This window comes from Frankia sp. BMG5.23 (assembly GCF_000685765.2).
Lineage (GTDB): Bacteria > Actinomycetota > Actinomycetes > Frankiales > Frankiaceae > Frankia > Frankia casuarinae.
The window spans coordinates 1-16460 of sequence record NZ_JDWE01000041.1; the positions used below are offsets into that span (position 1 = coordinate 1).

The 16460-nt window shown below is 71.0% G+C and carries 7 protein-coding genes and 2 pseudogenes; 7 read left to right on the forward strand and 2 right to left on the reverse strand.

The annotated features are described in order from the left end of the window. Window positions 1-208 (forward strand): annotated as a pseudogene (locus tag BMG523DRAFT_RS16350) (DDE endonuclease); the annotation flags it as partial. Between the two features lie 825 nt (window positions 209-1033). Here BMG523DRAFT_RS16350 and BMG523DRAFT_RS16355 read toward each other — a convergent pair. Next, a pseudogene (locus BMG523DRAFT_RS16355) lies at window positions 1034-3331 on the reverse strand (DEAD/DEAH box helicase); the annotation flags it as partial. A gap of 376 nt (window positions 3332-3707) precedes the next feature. Between BMG523DRAFT_RS16355 and BMG523DRAFT_RS16360 the strand changes: the two are divergent. The 6 genes from BMG523DRAFT_RS16360 to BMG523DRAFT_RS16385 all read left to right on the forward strand — a co-directional run bounded on the left by BMG523DRAFT_RS16360 (window position 3708) and on the right by BMG523DRAFT_RS16385 (window position 15289). Then, window positions 3708-5144, forward strand: coding sequence for an FAD-binding oxidoreductase (locus BMG523DRAFT_RS16360; RefSeq protein WP_011435535.1), 1437 nt, complete (start codon window positions 3708-3710; stop codon window positions 5142-5144). Between the two features lie 967 nt (window positions 5145-6111). After that, window positions 6112-7980, forward strand: a complete 1869-nt coding sequence (locus BMG523DRAFT_RS16365; RefSeq protein ID WP_235463193.1) for a TIGR02677 family protein — start codon at window positions 6112-6114, stop codon at window positions 7978-7980. Beyond that, on the forward strand, window positions 7977-9245 hold the full coding sequence (locus BMG523DRAFT_RS16370; protein WP_011435533.1) for a TIGR02678 family protein: 1269 nt from the start codon (window positions 7977-7979) through the stop codon (window positions 9243-9245). Before BMG523DRAFT_RS16365 ends, BMG523DRAFT_RS16370 begins: the two co-directional genes overlap by 4 nt. Then, complete coding sequence (locus tag BMG523DRAFT_RS16375) at window positions 9242-13573, forward strand: TIGR02680 family protein (RefSeq protein WP_134351514.1); 4332 nt, start codon at window positions 9242-9244, stop codon at window positions 13571-13573. Before BMG523DRAFT_RS16370 ends, BMG523DRAFT_RS16375 begins: the two co-directional genes overlap by 4 nt. Continuing rightward, window positions 13570-14874 (forward strand): TIGR02679 family protein, encoded by a 1305-nt coding sequence (locus BMG523DRAFT_RS16380; protein WP_011435531.1) that lies wholly within the window; start codon window positions 13570-13572, stop codon window positions 14872-14874. The genes BMG523DRAFT_RS16375 and BMG523DRAFT_RS16380 overlap by 4 nt, the downstream gene beginning before the upstream one ends. A 193-nt stretch (window positions 14875-15067) precedes the next feature. Beyond that, on the forward strand, window positions 15068-15289 hold the full coding sequence (locus BMG523DRAFT_RS16385; RefSeq protein WP_035733742.1) for a hypothetical protein: 222 nt from the start codon (window positions 15068-15070) through the stop codon (window positions 15287-15289). 277 nt (window positions 15290-15566) lie between these two features. On the opposite strand, the gene hypB is transcribed toward BMG523DRAFT_RS16385, so the two are convergent. Beyond that, a complete protein-coding gene (hypB, locus tag BMG523DRAFT_RS16390; RefSeq protein ID WP_035911965.1) occupies window positions 15567-16460 on the reverse strand; it encodes a hydrogenase nickel incorporation protein HypB in 894 nt (297 codons plus the stop codon).

Sequence of the window (16460 nt, forward strand, 5' to 3'; positions counted from 1 at the left end):
GCCGGCTTATGCCCCCGAGCTGAACCCGGCGGAGGGGGTGTGGTCACAGATCAAGCGGACCGCGCTGGTGCACCTGGCCGCCCGCACCCTCGACGACGTCCACCGGGCGGTCAAGCACGGGCTGAAACGGCTGCAGTACCGGCCCGGGGTGCTCCTGGGTTTCCTCGCCGAAACCGGCCTGGCCTGGGAGGAGCTGTGGTCAACATGACTCTCCGCATTAAAGCTCAGTAGCCGCAGACGGCAAAAATTGGATCCGCCGCATCGAGTCCGCATGACTATTCTCGGAATTCGCACATCATGCAAAATTCATCAGGCCGAGACTGGCAGCTACGACGCTCCGCGCCATGGAAATCGAGGATGGGTCTCCTCCATCCACTCGCGGAAGCGACGGACCCGCTCCTGATGGTTCGCTTTTCGGGGCTTCATGGCGTCCGTGCACGGGCCTGACTCAGGAGCACCACACTTTGGGCACACAACGAGCCTGGCCCGCTCGACGGTCACCGGATCAGACGGGGACCCGCCTGCGCGCTGGCGCCACTCGTCACGCTGCCGTTCGTACTCGGCCAAGGCAACTCGATACCGACCCTCGTGGATGAGGGACACGCGCGGTGCGGGTGGGATGTACGGCGCAGGCGGCTGCCACTCCGGATCGTGCCCGATCTTGGCGATGATCCGCGAGATCGGACCGTCATAGTCACTTCCGACAGCGGTCACCGTGCCTTCGAAGGGTCCGGGGCCATGGATCTTGGGACTGAGCCAGTTCTCGGGCAGGAGTACAAGGTCCCCCGGCACGAGGGGCTCAGCACCCTCCCACAGATAGGCATAGTTGCCCACCTTGACCTTCATCGCCACGACGGCCTCCTCGCCCGGTCCTGCCGCTCCTCGGGTCTATGTGTCGCGCCGGCATGGTACCGACGGTGCGTGGGCATTCGCACGCTTTTCGTAGCATTACCGACAGGAAGGAAGACATCCGATGCACAGGCCGGAACTCGATCAACCAACGAACCACCTTGCAGCCGTGATCGCAGTGGGCAAGGTCGAAGGTGGCGCGGTCGTACTTCGTCGCGATCGGTCCCCTGCCGGCCGAGCGGAGGTGCTGGGGCACGTTCGCGATCTCGTAGCGCCCCCGCTCACGCCTGGCGATCCGGCCACCGAGACGGGTGAAGGCCGCCTTGAACGCCAGCTCGACGTAGTGCGGCTGGAGCCTCTTGGCCCGGGCCTCATCCATCGCTGCGCGGAGCCGCTGGAGGTAGGCCTCGGCGAGGTGCTCTGAGGCGAGCGCCCGCTCGTCGAGCAGGTCCTTGAGGCCATCGCCGACGCTGGCGTCGATGACCTCGTGCATCTTCGCCTTCACGTCGGGGCGCTCGCCGTACTGGATGGCGTCGAGCAGGAGGGCGCGCAGCGGGGTCTCGGTGAAGGCTTCACCGAGGACGTCGAAGACCTTGCCGCCGTAATCCTGGCGCATCTGGTCGAGCTTGGCCAGTAAACGGGTGAAGACTTCACCCTCCCGCGTGTTGGAGGCCACGAGGTTCCACAGTCGGCAGACCTTGTCCTGGCCGATGCGGTGGATGCGGCCGAAGCGCTGCTCGATGCGGTTGGGATTCCACGGCAGGTCGTAGTTGACCATCAGATGGGCAGCCTGGAGGTTGAGGCCCTCCCCAGCCGCGTTGGTCGCCAGGAGGATCTGGACGTCGCGGTTCTTGGTGAATTCCTCGGTGATCTGGCGACGCTCGCCGCGGCGGACGCCGCCGTGGATCGCCCTGACCGCGTCGGGCTTGCCGAGCAGCGAGCCGATCCTGGCCCGGAGGTAGTCGAGGGTGTCGCGGTGCTCGGTGAAGATGATGAGCTTGCGCGGCCAGCCGTTGGCGTCGGCGGTCAGCACCTCGTCCTGGAGGATGTTCGACAGCTCGGTCCACTTGCGGTCGGTGCCGGCGTCGCGGACGATCTTGGCGGTCTTCACCAGCTCGGCCAGCTCGATCAGCTCGGCGTTGAGTTCCTCGACGGTCTGCGCTGCGGTGGCAGCGTCGAGCAGGTCCTCCTCCAGCTCCTCGATCTCCTCGGCGTTGTACCCGTCCTCGTCGATCTCGCCCAGGTCGACGGTCGGCTCGGACTCGCGGTAGGTGCCGTTGAGGATCTCCTGCCGTTTGCCCTCCAGGCGCTCGGAACGGCGGACGAGGCTCTTGTAGATCGCCTCCGGGCTGGAGGCGAGTCGCCGCTGGAGAACGGTGAGCGCGAAGCCGACGGTGTTCTTGCGCTTGCCGCCGAGCCGGTCGGCCCGGTTCATCCCCTCGCGGACGTAGTGGGTGACGTCCGCGTAGAGGGCGTACTCCAACGCGGTCAGCTCGTAGGGAACGGTCTCGGCGACACGTTCGGGGAAGAGGTTCTTGCCCTCGAAGGTAAGCAGCTCCTCCTTGACCAGGCGGCGCATGATCCCGCTGGTGTCCGTGGTCTTCTTCTGCCGGCCCTCGAACCGGTCCCTGTCGAGCAGGGTGAGGAAGAGCTGGAAGTCCTCCTCCTTGCCCGAGTGCGGGGTCGCGGTCATCAGCAGCAGGTGGCGGGTGATCTCGCCGAGGAGCTCCCCGAGCTGGAAGCGCTTGGTCTTCTCCAGCTTGCCGCCGAAGTAGTGGGCGCCCATGCGGTGGGCCTCGTCGACGACGATCAGGTCCCACTCGGTCTCCCTGAGCTGGGCCCGGAGCTGCTCGTTGCGGGAGAGCTGATCCATTCGTGCGATGAGGAGCGGGTTGGTCTCGAAGACGTTGAGGTTGACCTGGGAGTCCATGAGCTGGTTGGTCAGCAGATCGAAACGGAGGCCGAACTTGAAGAAGAGCTCGTCCTGCCACTGCTCCACGAGCCCGCCGGGCGCGACGATGAGGCACTGCTTCACGTCGTCGCGCAGCAGCAGCTCCTTGAGGTAGAGGCCAGCCATAATCGTCTTGCCGGCGCCGGGGTCGTCGGCGAGCAGGAAGCGCAGCGGGGTACGCGGGAGCAGCTCGCCGTACACCGCGCGGATCTGGTGCGGGAGGGGCTGCACGTCGCTGGTGGCGACGGCGAGCATCGGGTCGAAGAGCCCGGCCAGCGAGATGCGCTGCGCCTCGGCCACGAGTTTGAAGTCGCTGGCGTTGGCATCGAAGGCGCGGCTGCCGGTCTGGGCGACGCTGAGCTTGTCCTGGTCCTTGCGGAACACGACCTGCTGGCCGAGGCCGCCGGCGGCGGTCTTGTAGGTCAGTTCGAGCGCGTCGGAACCGTGCCATTGCGCGGCAATGACCGTGACGACCTCGGCGGGGATGAGCCCGTCGACGCGCAGCCCTGGCTTGAGTCCTTCCAGCAGCACGACTGACCTCCCGATAGACAGCCGACCAACGCTACTGGAGCGGTCCGACAGTCCGATTCGCGGACCCGGATCCCGGCCACCGACACGCTGGCGGACCGGGGCGGGCTGCGCCCGCACCCCCGGCAGCCACGCCAGGCGCCAGCGACGGACCTGCCAGCTTCCTAATTCCGCAGGCACGCCGCTGTCCGGCGCAGAGACGAGATGGCGGTGGGCCGGGTTCGGAGTGGCAATCTTGGCCGCACTCGCCGAACTGGCTGCCGTCCTGCGGGACGAACACGCTAGCGACGATCCAGCCGTGGCGTCACCCTGTAAGAAGCGAGTAACGCAGACCGATGCCCACCGGAGACATCGGCAGGCGCGGAGGGGAGATCGCTCGATGTCGGCACAGATACTCACGCTGGATGGCGAACGGCAGACGCTCTCGGACGAGACGGTCGAGGAGATTCGCGCGATCTTCCGCGGGCAGGTTCTGACGTCGGACGACCTGGGGTATGACGACATCCGGGTCGTCCAGAACGCCATGCTCGACCGCAGACCCGGTCTGATCATCCGATGCACCGGCACCGCCGACGTCGTCGACGCCGTCAGCCTCGCCTACAAGCGGGACCTGCTCGTCGCTGTCCGCGGCGGCGGCCACAGCATCGCCGGGACCTGCACGGCCGACGACAGTTTGATGATCGATCTGTCGATGATGCGGGGTGTCTGGGTCGACCCGGATCAGCGACGTGTGCGGGTGGCGGGTGGTGCGACCTGGGGCGACGTCGACCGTGAGACGCAGCTGTACGGGCTCGCGGTACCTGGCGGGGTCGTGTCGACCACGGGCGTCGCGGGTCTGACACTCGGTGGCGGAATCGGCTGGCTCCACCGCAAGTACGGTCTGGCCTGTGATGCGCTGCGCGCCGCCGAGGTCGTGACAGCCAGCGGCAAGATCATACGGTGCGACGGGACCGAACATGAGGACCTGTTCTGGGCGTTGCGTGGCGGGAGCGGCAACTTCGGTGTGGTGGTGTCCTTCGAGTTCGAGGCCTATCCGTTGGGCCCGATGGTCTGGAATAGCATGATCGTTCACCCGGTCGATGCCGTTACCGAGGTGCTTTCCCGCTGGCAGGACTGGACGTCCACCGTCCCTGACGAGGTCACCAGCCGTGCCCTCCTGTGGTCGCTGCCGGATGCACCGACGCTCCCGCCCGCCGTGCACAACCGCGACGTGCTCATCACGGCCGCCCTGTATGCCGGCACCCCGGACGAGGGTCAGCGAGCGTGCCGGGCGCTTTCCGGGTTTGGCGCGCCGCTTGCCGATATGAGCCAGGCCCGGTCGTACCGGACAGCGCAATCCTCCCTCGATCCCTTCTTCCCCAAGGGTGGGCTCCAGAGTTACTGGAAGTCCGTCTACCTGGACAGACTCGATGAGGACGCGACCACGTTCGTGGCGCGCATCAGCCACGACCGCCCGCACCCGACGACGATGGTGCACCTGCCTCTCCTGGGAGGGGCCATGTCACGTGTAGGGACAACCGAAACCGCGTTCGGTGACCGCAGCGCTCGGTACCTGCTGAGCATCGACGGAAACTGGCTGGACCCCGCCGAAGACGACGCAAACATCCGCTGGGTGCGCAATGCCTACGGCGAGGCCGTCAGGCTTCGGGCCGCATCGGGCACTTACCTCAACTTCGGCGGCGACGCGGATCTCGACGACGCCGACCGGGCACGGGCCTGGGGGCGCAACGTCGAGCGGCTGCGGCGAGTGAAGCGCACCTATGACCCGGAGAACCGCTTCCGGCTCAACCCCAACATCCCCCCCGCCGAAAGCTGAGCCGGCGCTGGGGCTGGGGCTGGGGCTGATGACCGTCCCCACCTTTCGGGCGATCTCCTCACGCATCTGACGGATCGACGCCACCGCATCACTGTCCGCGAGAATCTCCAGGGTCTCCTGTAGGCTCTCCCGCTCGTCCACCGAGACGACCGGCCAGGCTCGCTGGCGCGCCGTGGCCCACACGGCGCACAGTTCTTCATCCTCGGTCGTGGGCGAGGCGGACGTTGTAACGGGCATCCGAGGCTTGGCGTTCCGTCCCCGCGCGAGCGCACAAGGACGGAACACTTGTCTCTAAAAGATCTCCTCACCGACCGCAGGGATTCCTGCGATCGATGCCTGTTTTATTGGAATCTCAGCGACAGACCCTGACCGTGCGCGGGGGAATCCAGGTCCGGTGTCCATGCCTCCAGACCCAGTGACCGCTCATATGGCGCCAATAACAATGTACATCACTGCGATGGACCGCGCCAGGCGCGCTTCTCGGCGGAGAAGCCATCGAAGGAGCCGCAGACAAAATTGTCCCGAGCGCAACGATCACAACCATCAGAAAATACTTCGGGCTTTTCCTGAGCGCCATTTCCGCCCCCTCCAGTGTCGCACCGCCATCTCCTCGGGGAAGTTCCCCACTGGATTGCGAGCCAGAGATACCCCCGCCATCGGGCTCTAATCCTTTCACCAATGACGTGAATCGCAGCAATCTCCAACGTAATCGACGGCGATTTGCCGTGATCGATAGTTCATGGTTTGTGACCTACTGGGTAGGTAGAAGCAGAGCCGGTGTCCGGCGGCGAGCATGTCGATCAGTTCGCGGAGTAGGTGAGGCATCGAGGTGCTGGTCCAGGCCTGCCAGACTCGGCCGTCGCTTCAGCCACCGACGACCCCGCAGACTCCCGTCTTCCCCAGCAGTGTCACTGGTAGCCGGTCACCCGCCGTTCACGCGGTAGCATGGTGGGCGATACTGGGCGGTGTGACGAGCGACGGACAGACCGGGCCGGCAGCCGGCGGTGATGCGCCGCCCCGGCAGCCGTTCGCGCACCTGAGCGCCCCCAACGCGGACGTCTACCGGGAGGTGCTGACGACGTTCGCGCGGGCGCGGGACCGGTTCATCGTCCACATGCGCCCCGAGGACGTGATCGCGGATCTGGGGCGGCCGGGGCAGACCGAGTCGATCGTCGCCGCGCTGGACAAGCTCGTTGAGTGGGGCAACCTGCGGGCCGACCCGGACACCGGCCGGGTGACCACGGTGGCGGACTTCCACCGGGCGCGCTACCTGTACCAGCTGACCCCGGCCGGGCAGGCGGCCGAGGAGGCGATCGCCGTCTACGAGGTGGCGATCGGCCGCCGGGGCGCCCTGCAGTCGGTGGCGCTGGAGGACATCGCCGCCCAGCTGCGCGCCCTGGTGGAGATGACGGCCGGCGACGCCGCCGATCTCGACCCGGCGAAGGTACACCTGCTGCTGCTGGGGCTGGCGGAGCGGTTCACCGGACTGGCCGACAACGCTCAGGCGTTCATGACGTCCCTCCGCCGAGTGATCGACTTCTCGGACGGTGACGTGGACGCGTTCCTCGCCTACAAGCAACGGCTCATCGACTACATCAACCGGTTCATCGCCGAGCTGGCGAACCGGGGCGCGGAGATCGCCACCCTGCTGGGTCAGGTCGAGGGGGCCGGCGTCGAACGCCTGCTGCTACTCGCGGCCCGTCGGGAGGCGACCGACGCCGTGCCCGACGTGCCCGAGGTATCCGGCTCCGGGGCATCCGGCTCCGGGGCATCCGNATCCGGCTCCGGGGCATCCGGCTCCGGGGCATCCGATTCCGGCCGGACCGGAGCCGGGCGAACCGACGCTGAGCGGATTCGGACCGCCTACGACGCCGCGGTCGCCGCGGCCCTGGACGGCTGGCGCAACCGCTGGCGCGGCCTGCACGACTGGTTCGTGTCGGCGGATTCACGCCGTCCCTCCCAGGCACGGTTGTTGCGGGGCGCGGCTATCACCGCGATCACCCAGCTCATCGATACCGTCGCCGCACTCAACGAGCGCCGTACCGGCCGTTCGGACCGGTCGGCGGACTTCCGCACGCTCGCTCGCTGGTTTGCCGAGGCTCCTGACGACGCGGCGGCCCACCGGCTGTGGCGGGCCGCATTCGGCCTGGCCTCGGCCCGGCATCTCACCGTCAGCCAGGAGACCGTCGCCGCCTGGCAGGAGGACGAGCCGACACCGAACACGCCGTGGCAGGATGCGCCGCCGATGCGGATCAGCCCGCAGCTACGCCGGACCGGTTCCTACGAGCGGCGCGGAACGCCGAACCGGGTCACGGACCGCGCGCGGCAGCGGCGGCTGCTCGCCGAGCAGGCCGCGCGGGAGGCGGAGCAGGCCGCGTCCGCTCGGGCCCGGCTCGCCACCGACGGGCCAGTGCTGCTGTCCCAGCTCGGCGTCCTGGACCGGCAGGCGTTCCGGCTGTTCCTCGGCCTGCTCGGGGACGCGCTCGCCGCCAGGCTGGCGGGCGATACCGAGGTGGAGACCACGTCCAGCGACGGCACGGTCCTGATCCGCCTCACCCTCGTCCCCGGCGGGGGGGTGGCGCGGATCGAGACCGAGGATGGCGTCCTGGACGGCCCGGAACACACCGTCGAGATCGTCGACCTGGCCGGTGCGGCATCGCGTCCGGCGGCCTGGAACGACCTGAACGACCTGAACGACTGGAGCGACTCGAACGACAGGAATGACCGAAACCGGCAAAACGATCTGAATGGCCGGATGGACGGCCTCGCTCCGGTCGTACTCGCCGGTGGGCCGGACCGGCTCGAGCTGCTGGAGACCGGACGGGTGTCCGGATGACGGCGGACTCGGTCGCCGAGGAGAACCGGGCCGCGCGGCGCAGGGCCCTGCGCGCGCTGCTGGCCGGGCCGCTACGCACCGCCGGCGCGGACGACGAGGTCCTGCGGCTGGTCCGCCGGCACGCGTCCGAGCTGCGCGAGTGGCTCGCCGCCGAAACCGGCTGGCGGCTGGTCGTCGACGCCGAATCGGCGCGGCTGTTCAAGACGGCGGCGACCATCCAGGACGACACGCACCCGGCGCGGGAGGGGAAGGGCCGAGCGCCGTTCGGGCGGCGCCGCTACGTCCTGCTGTGCCTCGCGCTGTCAGTGCTGGAGGGGGCGGACACCCAGATCACCCTCGGCCGGTTGGCCGAAGGGGTGCTGGTCGCGGCGAGCGACCCGGAACTGGCCCGCACCGGGGTCACCTTCACCCTCAGCCGCCGGGACGAACGTTCCGACCTCGTGGCGGTGGTCCGGCTGCTGCTCACGCTCGGCGTGCTGGATCGGGTCGCCGGCGAGGAGGACGCCTATCTGCGCGACAGCGGCGACGCGTTGTACGACGTACGCCGCAGGGTGCTCGCGTCGCTGCTGACCGGTACCCGCGGCCCGTCGACCATCGACGCCGACGACATCGGGGCGCGGCTCGCCGAGCTGACCCACGAGCCCGTCCCCGACACCGACGACCTGCGCAACCGGTCGCTTCGCCGCCGGTTGACCCGCCGGCTGCTCGATGATCCCGTCGTCTATTACGACGAGCTCGCCGAGGACGAGCGCGCCTACCTGATCAGCCAGCGCCGGGCGATCACCAGACGGATCGAGGACGCCACCGGTCTGATCGCCGAGATGCGCGCGGAGGGAATCGCGATGGTCGACCCCGACGACGAGCTCACCGACGTACGGATGCCGGAACAGCGCACCGACGGCCACGTGACCCTGCTAGTCGCCGAGTATCTCGCCACCCGGCCGGATCCCGCGGAGCCGGTGCCGGTCGGCCGGCTGCGTGGATACGTTCGGAAGATGGCGGCCGAGCATTCCACCTACTGGCGGCGGGGCGTCACCGAACCGGGTGCCGACGCCGAGCTGCTCGCCATGGCGCTGGACAAGCTGCGCGCGCTGCGGCTGGTCACGGACGTGCCGGGCCGGGCCGGCGAGCCGCCGGCAGTGCTCGCCCGGCCCGCGATCGCGCGCTACGCCGTCGAGGCGCCGACGATCCACGACGGCCGGGCGGGCGGCGCCGGCCCGGTCAGAAGCGGTCCGGCCAGAAGGAAGAAGACGAGCCGCCGATGAGCACCTCGACCCGCATGCCCGCGACACCGGCACCGGCCTCGATTCCCGCACCGGCACCGGCGTCGGCCTCGATTCCCGTACCGGCCCGGGAGGACCGCTGGCAGCCGCTGCGCGCCGGCCTGGTCGACCTCTTCTACTACGACGTGGAAGAGTTCCACTTCCACGACGGGCGGCTGCTGCTGCGGGGCAACAACGGTACCGGCAAGTCGAAGGTCCTGGCGCTGACGCTGCCGTTCCTGCTGGACGGCGAGCTGGCCGCGCACCGGGTCGAACCGGACGGTGACCGCAACAAGCGGATGGAATGGAACCTGCTGCTGGGCGGCCGGCATCCGCATCCCGAGCGGCTCGGCTACACCTGGCTGGAGTTCGGCCGGCTGGGCGGTGACGGCATCCCCGAGTACCGCACGATCGGGGCCGGCCTGAAGGCGGTCAGCGGGCGCGGCATCGTCCGGCACTGGTTCTTCGTGACCCGCCAGCGGATCGGTCCGCAGCTGTCCCTGGTCAGCCCGACCCGGGTGCCACTGACCAGGGACAAACTGAAAGAAGCCGTCGACGGCCACGGCGCGGTGTACGACACCGCGTCGGACTACCGCCGTGCCGTGGACGAAGCGCTGTTCGGTCTCGGCGGGCACCGGTACGAGGCCCTGGTCAACCTCCTGATCCAGCTACGCCAGCCGCAACTGTCCAAGAAGCCCGACGAGAAGCTGCTCTCCCGGGCGCTCACCGAGGCGTTGCCGCCGCTGGACCCCGCGCTCGTGGTCATCGTGGCCGAGGCGTTCCGGGGTCTGGACGAGGAACGGGAGACGCTGCGCGCCCTCGCCGAGGCGGAAACGGCTGCGCAGGCATTCCTGACCCATTACCGCCGGTACGCCCGAGTGGCCGCGAAGCGGTACGCCGCGCCGCCGCGGCAGGCGCACAGCCGCTACGAGCAGCACGGGCGGGATCTCGCCGAGGCCGACGCCGCGCATCAGGCGGCGGTCGAGGCCCTGACGGCCGCGCAGCAGGCGCTCACCGAGGTGGAGGAGGCGAAGGCCACACTGACCGCCCGGCGGGACGCGCTGCGGGACAGCCCGGAGATGCGCGACGCGGCGGCGCTGCGGGGCGCCGAGGAGGATGCCGGGCGGCTCGCCCGGTTCGCCGCCCAGCGGGAGCGGGACAGCCGGGCCGCGGCCGAGGCTGCCGGCGACCGGAAGCGCCGGCTCACGGGTGCGGAACGCACGGTCCAGGCCGACGCGGCGGGCTTCGACGCCGCGATCCGGGCCGCCGGGCTGGCGGCCGAGGCCGCCCTGGTCACCGGCCGGCACGCCGCGGTGCTCACCGAGCTGGACGGCGGGGAACCGCCGTACCGCGACGCCCGGCGATCCGCCGAGGCCCTGGTCGGGCAGCAGGGCACCGCCGTGAACCGTCTCGACGGGTTGCTGCGCGCGGCGGCCGACGCCGGCGTGGCGCTGCGCGCGGCCCGGGACGACCTGGACCGGATCACTGCCGAGCAGCAGGCCGCCGCCGAGCGGATCGCGGCGGCCGAGGACCTGACCGCCCAGCGCGGGGCGGGCCTCGTCGTGGCCTGCACGGCCTACCTGGCCGGCTGCGCGTACCTGCGGCCGGCCGACCCGGACGCCGCGCTGGCGGCCCTGGCCGGCTGGGTGGACACACTCGACGGGTCCAACCCGGTCGCCACCGCGGTGGACGGGGCGGCGCGGCTGGCCACCGCCGACCTCGGGCGCCGGCAGGCCGTCCTCGACGGCGAGCAGACGGCCGCCCGGCGGGAACTCGAACGGCTCGCCGAGGAGATCGAGCGGCTGGCGGCCGGTGGCCACGACTCGCCGCCGGCCCCGCACACCCGCGACGAGCACGGGCGGGACGGCCGGGACGGCGCCCCGCTGTGGAAGGTCGTCGACTTCGTCGACGGCGTGCCCGACGAGCACCGGGCCGGAATCGAGGCGGCGCTGGAGGCCGCCGGGATCCTCGACGCCTGGGTCGGCCCGGACGGGCGGCTGCACGACCCCGTCAGCGACGACGTTCTGGTCACGCCCGGGCGGCCGGCGCCGGGGGGTGGGCTGGCCGCGGTGCTCACGCCGGCGATCGACCGCGACGACGCACGCGCGGCCCGGCTGAGCGACACCGCGGTCGCCGCCGTCCTCGCGACGATCGGCCTGCGCGGCGGGCCCGGCCCGGCCGGCGGCTCCTTGGTCCACGGGCCGGCGGCCAACGGGACGACGGCCAACGGGACGACGGCCAACAGGACCTCGGGCACCGAGACCTGGGTCACCGTGGACGGCCGGTTCGGTAACGGGGTCCTGACCGGCGGTTGGCGCAAGGAAACCGCCGGCTACATCGGTGAGGGTGCCCGCGAGGCGGCCAGGCGGGTCCGGCTCGACCACCTGCGCGCCGATGCGACCCGGATCGAGCTACGGCTCGAAGAGCTGGCCGCGGCCGCCGCGGAGCTGGCCGACCGGCAGCTCTCGCTGGCCGCCGAGCACGGGGCCCGGCCCTCCGACGGCGACCTGCGCGAGGCGCACGCGCAGCTGGCCACGGAGCACAAGGCCAAGCGGCGGATCGACGCCCAGCACCAGGAGGCGGCCGCTGTCGCGGCCCGCCGGCAGCAGGCCGCGGGTGAGGCGCGGGCGGCGGCCGAGGAGTTCGCCGGCGACGTGCGCCTGCCCGCGGAGCCGGCCGCGCTGGCCGACGTCCGGGACGCCCTGGGTGACTACCGGGCGGAGCTGGCCGCGCTGTGGCCGGCGGCGGAATCGCTGGACCGGTCCCGCCGCGCGGCGACCGAGGCGGAACACGAACTCACCCTCGCGCTGGAACGCCAGGAACAGACCGCCGAGGCGGTCGCCGAGGCGCAGACGCAGGCCGACGCGGCCGCCGAACGTCACCGGGTCCTGGTCGAGACGGCCGGCGCCGCCGTCGACGAACTGTTCCGCAAACTGGCCGCCGTCGACACCGAACTCGACCGGTGCGGGCAGCGGGAGAAGCAGGCCCGGGCCGCCGAACGGGATGCGCTCGACGCCCGGGGCCGGGCTCACGGCCGGCGTGAGACGTTGCGGGAGGCGATCACCACCGCCGCGGCCGAACGCGAGGCGGCTGTCGCGAGGCTCCGGGCGTTCGCGGCCACCGGCCTGCTCGCGGTCGCCGTCCCGGACCTGGAGATCCCGGACCCGGCTGCCGGCTGGGCACCGTACCCCGCGATCACGCTCGCCCGGGCGGTCAACGCCGCCCTCGACGACGTCGACGACACCGACCGCCGGTGGGAGCTGGCGCAGCAGCGGGTGTCGGCCGAGCACAAGGTTCTCACCGACGCGCTGTCCCGGCACGGCCACTCGGTCGGGATGGTCGTCTCCGACGGCGTGATCGTGGTCGACGTCCTGTTCCAGGGCCGCAAGCAGGACATCCCGGCCCTGGTCGCCGCGTTGGAGACGGAGACCGGGCAGCGGGCGATGCTGCTGTCCGCGAAGGAACGCGAGATCCTGGAGAACCACCTTGTGAACGAGGTGGCCGGCGCCCTGCAGGAACTGATCAGCGACGCCGAGGGCCAGGTTCGCCGGATCAACACGGACCTCGCGCAGCGGCCCACGTCGACCGGCATGCGGCTGCGGTTGCAGTGGCGGGTCGCGCGCAGCGCCCCCGAGGGGCTCGGCGCGGTGCGCGACCGGTTGCTGCGGCAGACGGCCGACGCCTGGAGCCCCGCCGAGCGGACCGCCGTCGGCGCGTTCCTCCAGGAGGAGATCAACCGGGAGCACAGCGCGGACACCACCGGCGGATGGGCCGAGCAGTTGACCCGTGCCCTGGACTACCGCGACTGGCACGAGTTCGCTGTGCAGCGGTTCCAGGACGGTCAGTGGCGGCCGGCGAGCGGTCCGGCGTCCGGTGGTGAGCGGGTGCTCGCGGCGTCGGTGCCGCTGTTCGCGGCTGCCTCGTCGTTCTACGACTCCTCCGGCAACCGGCACGCACCCCGCCTGGTCGCCCTGGACGAGGCGTTCGCCGGAGTGGACGACGACTCGCGGGCCAAGTGCCTGGGTCTGCTCGCCGCGTTCGACCTCGATGTGGTGATGACCAGCGAGCGCGAGTGGGGCTGCTACCCGCAGGTTCCCGGCCTGGCGATCGCGCAGCTGTCCCGCCGGGACGGCATCGATGCCGTGCTCGTCACGCCGTGGCGGTGGGACGGGCACGAGCGCACCCGCGTCGACCGGCCGGTGCCCTACCAGCCCGAGCGGCCCGACCAACCCGACCAGCCCCAGCTACTCGACCAGCCCGACCAACCCGACCAGCCCCAGCCGCTCCGTCCGGCGCAGAGCGGCAACACCGAGCCCCTGCCGTTCGAGTGAGCGCGTCGTCGACCGGGGCCTCCCGCGGTACGGAAGCCGCCCGCGATGTGGAACGGCTGCGTCGTCTGCTGGGCGGTGAGCACACGGCGTGGCTGCTCGACCGGGTGCGGCGCAGGATCGAGCTGGGCCGGCCGCTCACCGGGACGGTCACCCTCGGCCGGGCCAGCGCGGACCAGCGGCGGGGGGTCGAGCGGCTGCTGGGCCGCCGGGCCGGCACCGGCGCCTCGCTGTCCGTGTCGTTGGACGAGGTCGACGCGGTGCTGCGGTCCAGCGGCGCCGCGCCGGACGGACTCGCCGCCGCCGTCCGCCAGCTCACCGGGGATGTCACGGAGCGGGCGGAGCTGGCCGCGGCGCAGTCACGAGCCTGGGCGCAGGCGCACCAGCCCCTGGACGACCTCCTCGCCCGGCGCCCCGAACTCACCCCCTGGCGGTCCTGGCTGGACAGCACCGGCCTGCTGCGCCGGCTGGCTGGCACCCCGGACGCGGCGGGGCCGCTGGCCGCCGACCTGCTCCGGGTGCTCGACGCGTTGCCCTCACCCGGCGTGGCGCTGGGCCGGCTGGCCGCCACCAGCACCGGTGACGCGCACGCGCTCGACGACGGCCGGCCGCTGGCGACGCTGGCCCTGGCGGCGGCCCGGGTACTGGGCGGATCCCACCCTGCGGGTGACGGCTCGGCCGCGGGCCGTCGCGCCGCGTGGGCCGCTGTCGGGGTGCACCGTGACGAACTGTCGTCCACGGTGCTCTGCCTGGGTCTGCCGGGCGGGGCGGACAGCCCGACCGGCCGGATCCTGGCCATCTGTCGCGAGGCGGGGGAGCCCTGCGTGCTCACTCTGCGCCAGGTCGGCCCGGGCCAGGACCGCGGCGACCTCGGGGTGGGCCTCGGAGTGGTGTACCTGTGCGAGAATCCGATCGTGCTGGCCAGCGCCGCCGACGAGCTGGCGGGCCGCACCCCGCCGCTGGTGTGCGTGAACGGCCAGCCGTCGGCCGCCGTCATCAGCCTGCTCGCGGCGCTCGCCGGCCAGGGCGCGCGGTTTGCCTACCATGGCGACTTCGACTGGGGCGGCATCCGCATCGCCAACGGCCTGCGGGAACGGATCGGCTGGCGGCCATGGCGTTTCGACGCCCGGTCCTATCAGGCGGCGCTGACCACGGTGACCGGCGGCGAGCTGGTTGGCCGGCCGGTCGACGCGGCCTGGGACCCCGACCTGCGCCCCGCGCTGGAGCACCATGCGATCAGAGTGGACGAGGAACTCGTCCTCGCCGAGCTGATCAACGACCTCGGCGCCCCACACGCCTGGTAACACTCGATAACACTCGGTAGATAAAGGCCAGGCGCTCAAGGGTGCGGCCGGTAGAGTCCCGGCGACACGCGCGGGCAGCAGGTCGGCAACCTCGCTCGTCCGGGCGCCATGGCCGGTGAGAGCAGCGGTGATCGTCTGGTCTTCGTCAACGACGACCAGCGGCGCCCGGTGCGGCAGGCGCATACTGGAGGCGATGACCAAGTCAGCGCTACCCAGGCCCCGTCTGTCCACCAGCCCCTTCAAGGCCCCGGTCACCCCGCCGTGCAAGCGGTTCGCCGTAGGAGACCGGGTCACCCACGACATGTACGGTCTCGGCCAGGTAACCGGGGTCGAAGCAGAAGTCGCCGTCCTCGTCGATTTCGGTTCCCAGCAGGAACGCATTCTGAGCCCGTTCAGCAAGATGTCCCGTCTCTGACGCCGTGAGGCTTCGATTCGCGGAACCCGAAGACGCCACGTAGGCGGCGGAAGGTCCCGCGGAGAAGCCTGTCACCGCCCTGACGTCCTACCCCTCGTTCCACTCGGCAGCCCCACCCCGAAAGCGAGACATCTCATCGCCACCGCCTCGATCCCCCTCTTCTCCGCGTCGGAGCCGCCGCGCTCTCTGCCGCGGCAGGAGCCCCCGCCTCTGACGATCCGCCTCTTCCAGGCACCCGACTTCGGGCTGTCTGATGTCGAGATCATCGATGTCGCGGTCACGGACGTCGAGACCGTCGCCTTCCAGGCGCCCGCCGTCGAGCGCCCGCCCGCGCTGGATCCCCGTCGTCATCGAGCGCGGCCCCGCCGATCGTAGGCTCCGGGCGCTGTCCGGGTAGGGCGCGCAGCCACGCGCACCAGGCGTCGACCCCCTGGCCGGTACGGGCGCTGACCTCCAGCACAGCCACGTCCGGGTTGACGTCGGCGAGGTTCTTCCGGAACGCGTCAAGGTCGAAGTCGAGGTGGGGAAGCAGGTCCGTCTTGTTGACGAGCACCAGGTCGGCCGAGCGGAACATGACCGGGTACTTGAGGGGCTTCTCCTCGCCCTCGGTGACGGCAAACACCATCGCGCGCAGGTCCTCCCCGACCTCGAACTCGGCGGGGCACACCAGGTTGCCGACGTTCTCGATAACGACGAGATCGAGGTCGCGCAGGGGCAGCCGGCCCAGCGCCGAGGCGACCATGGGCGCGTCCAGGTGGCACTCCCCGCCGAACCCGTTACCGGTGTTGATCAGGGCGATCGCCGCGCCGAGCCCGTCGAGGCGGTCGGCGTCGATGCTGGTCTCGATGTCGCCCTCGATGATCCCGACCCGCAGCTGCGGGCCGAGACGGCGCAGCGTCCCGACCAGCAGGGTGGTCTTACCGGCGCCGGGAGCGGACATCAGGTTCACCACCGTGACGCCGGCGGCGTCGAAGGCGGCCCGGTTCGCCAGCGCGACCCGCTCGTTCTCCCCGAGGATCCGCTCGAGGACCTCGACCCGTTCGGGCCCGGTGCCATAGCCGGCATGGTCCCCGACGGACACCCCGGCCGGTGGGTGCGGACCCGAGTACTCGTGCGGCGCCCCTTCCGGGTGGGGATGCGCCCCTTCCGGGTGGGGATGGAAGCGACCCAC

Coding starts and splice junctions, on each gene's coding strand:
- BMG523DRAFT_RS16360 (WP_011435535.1), top strand. CDS start 3,708: ATGTCGGCACAGATACTCACGCTGGATGGCGAACGGCAGACGCTCTCG.
- BMG523DRAFT_RS16370 (WP_011435533.1), top strand. CDS start 7,977: ATGACGGCGGACTCGGTCGCCGAGGAGAACCGGGCCGCGCGGCGCAGG.
- BMG523DRAFT_RS16375 (WP_134351514.1), top strand. CDS start 9,242: ATGAGCACCTCGACCCGCATGCCCGCGACACCGGCACCGGCCTCGATT.
- BMG523DRAFT_RS16385 (WP_035733742.1), top strand. CDS start 15,068: ATGACCAAGTCAGCGCTACCCAGGCCCCGTCTGTCCACCAGCCCCTTC.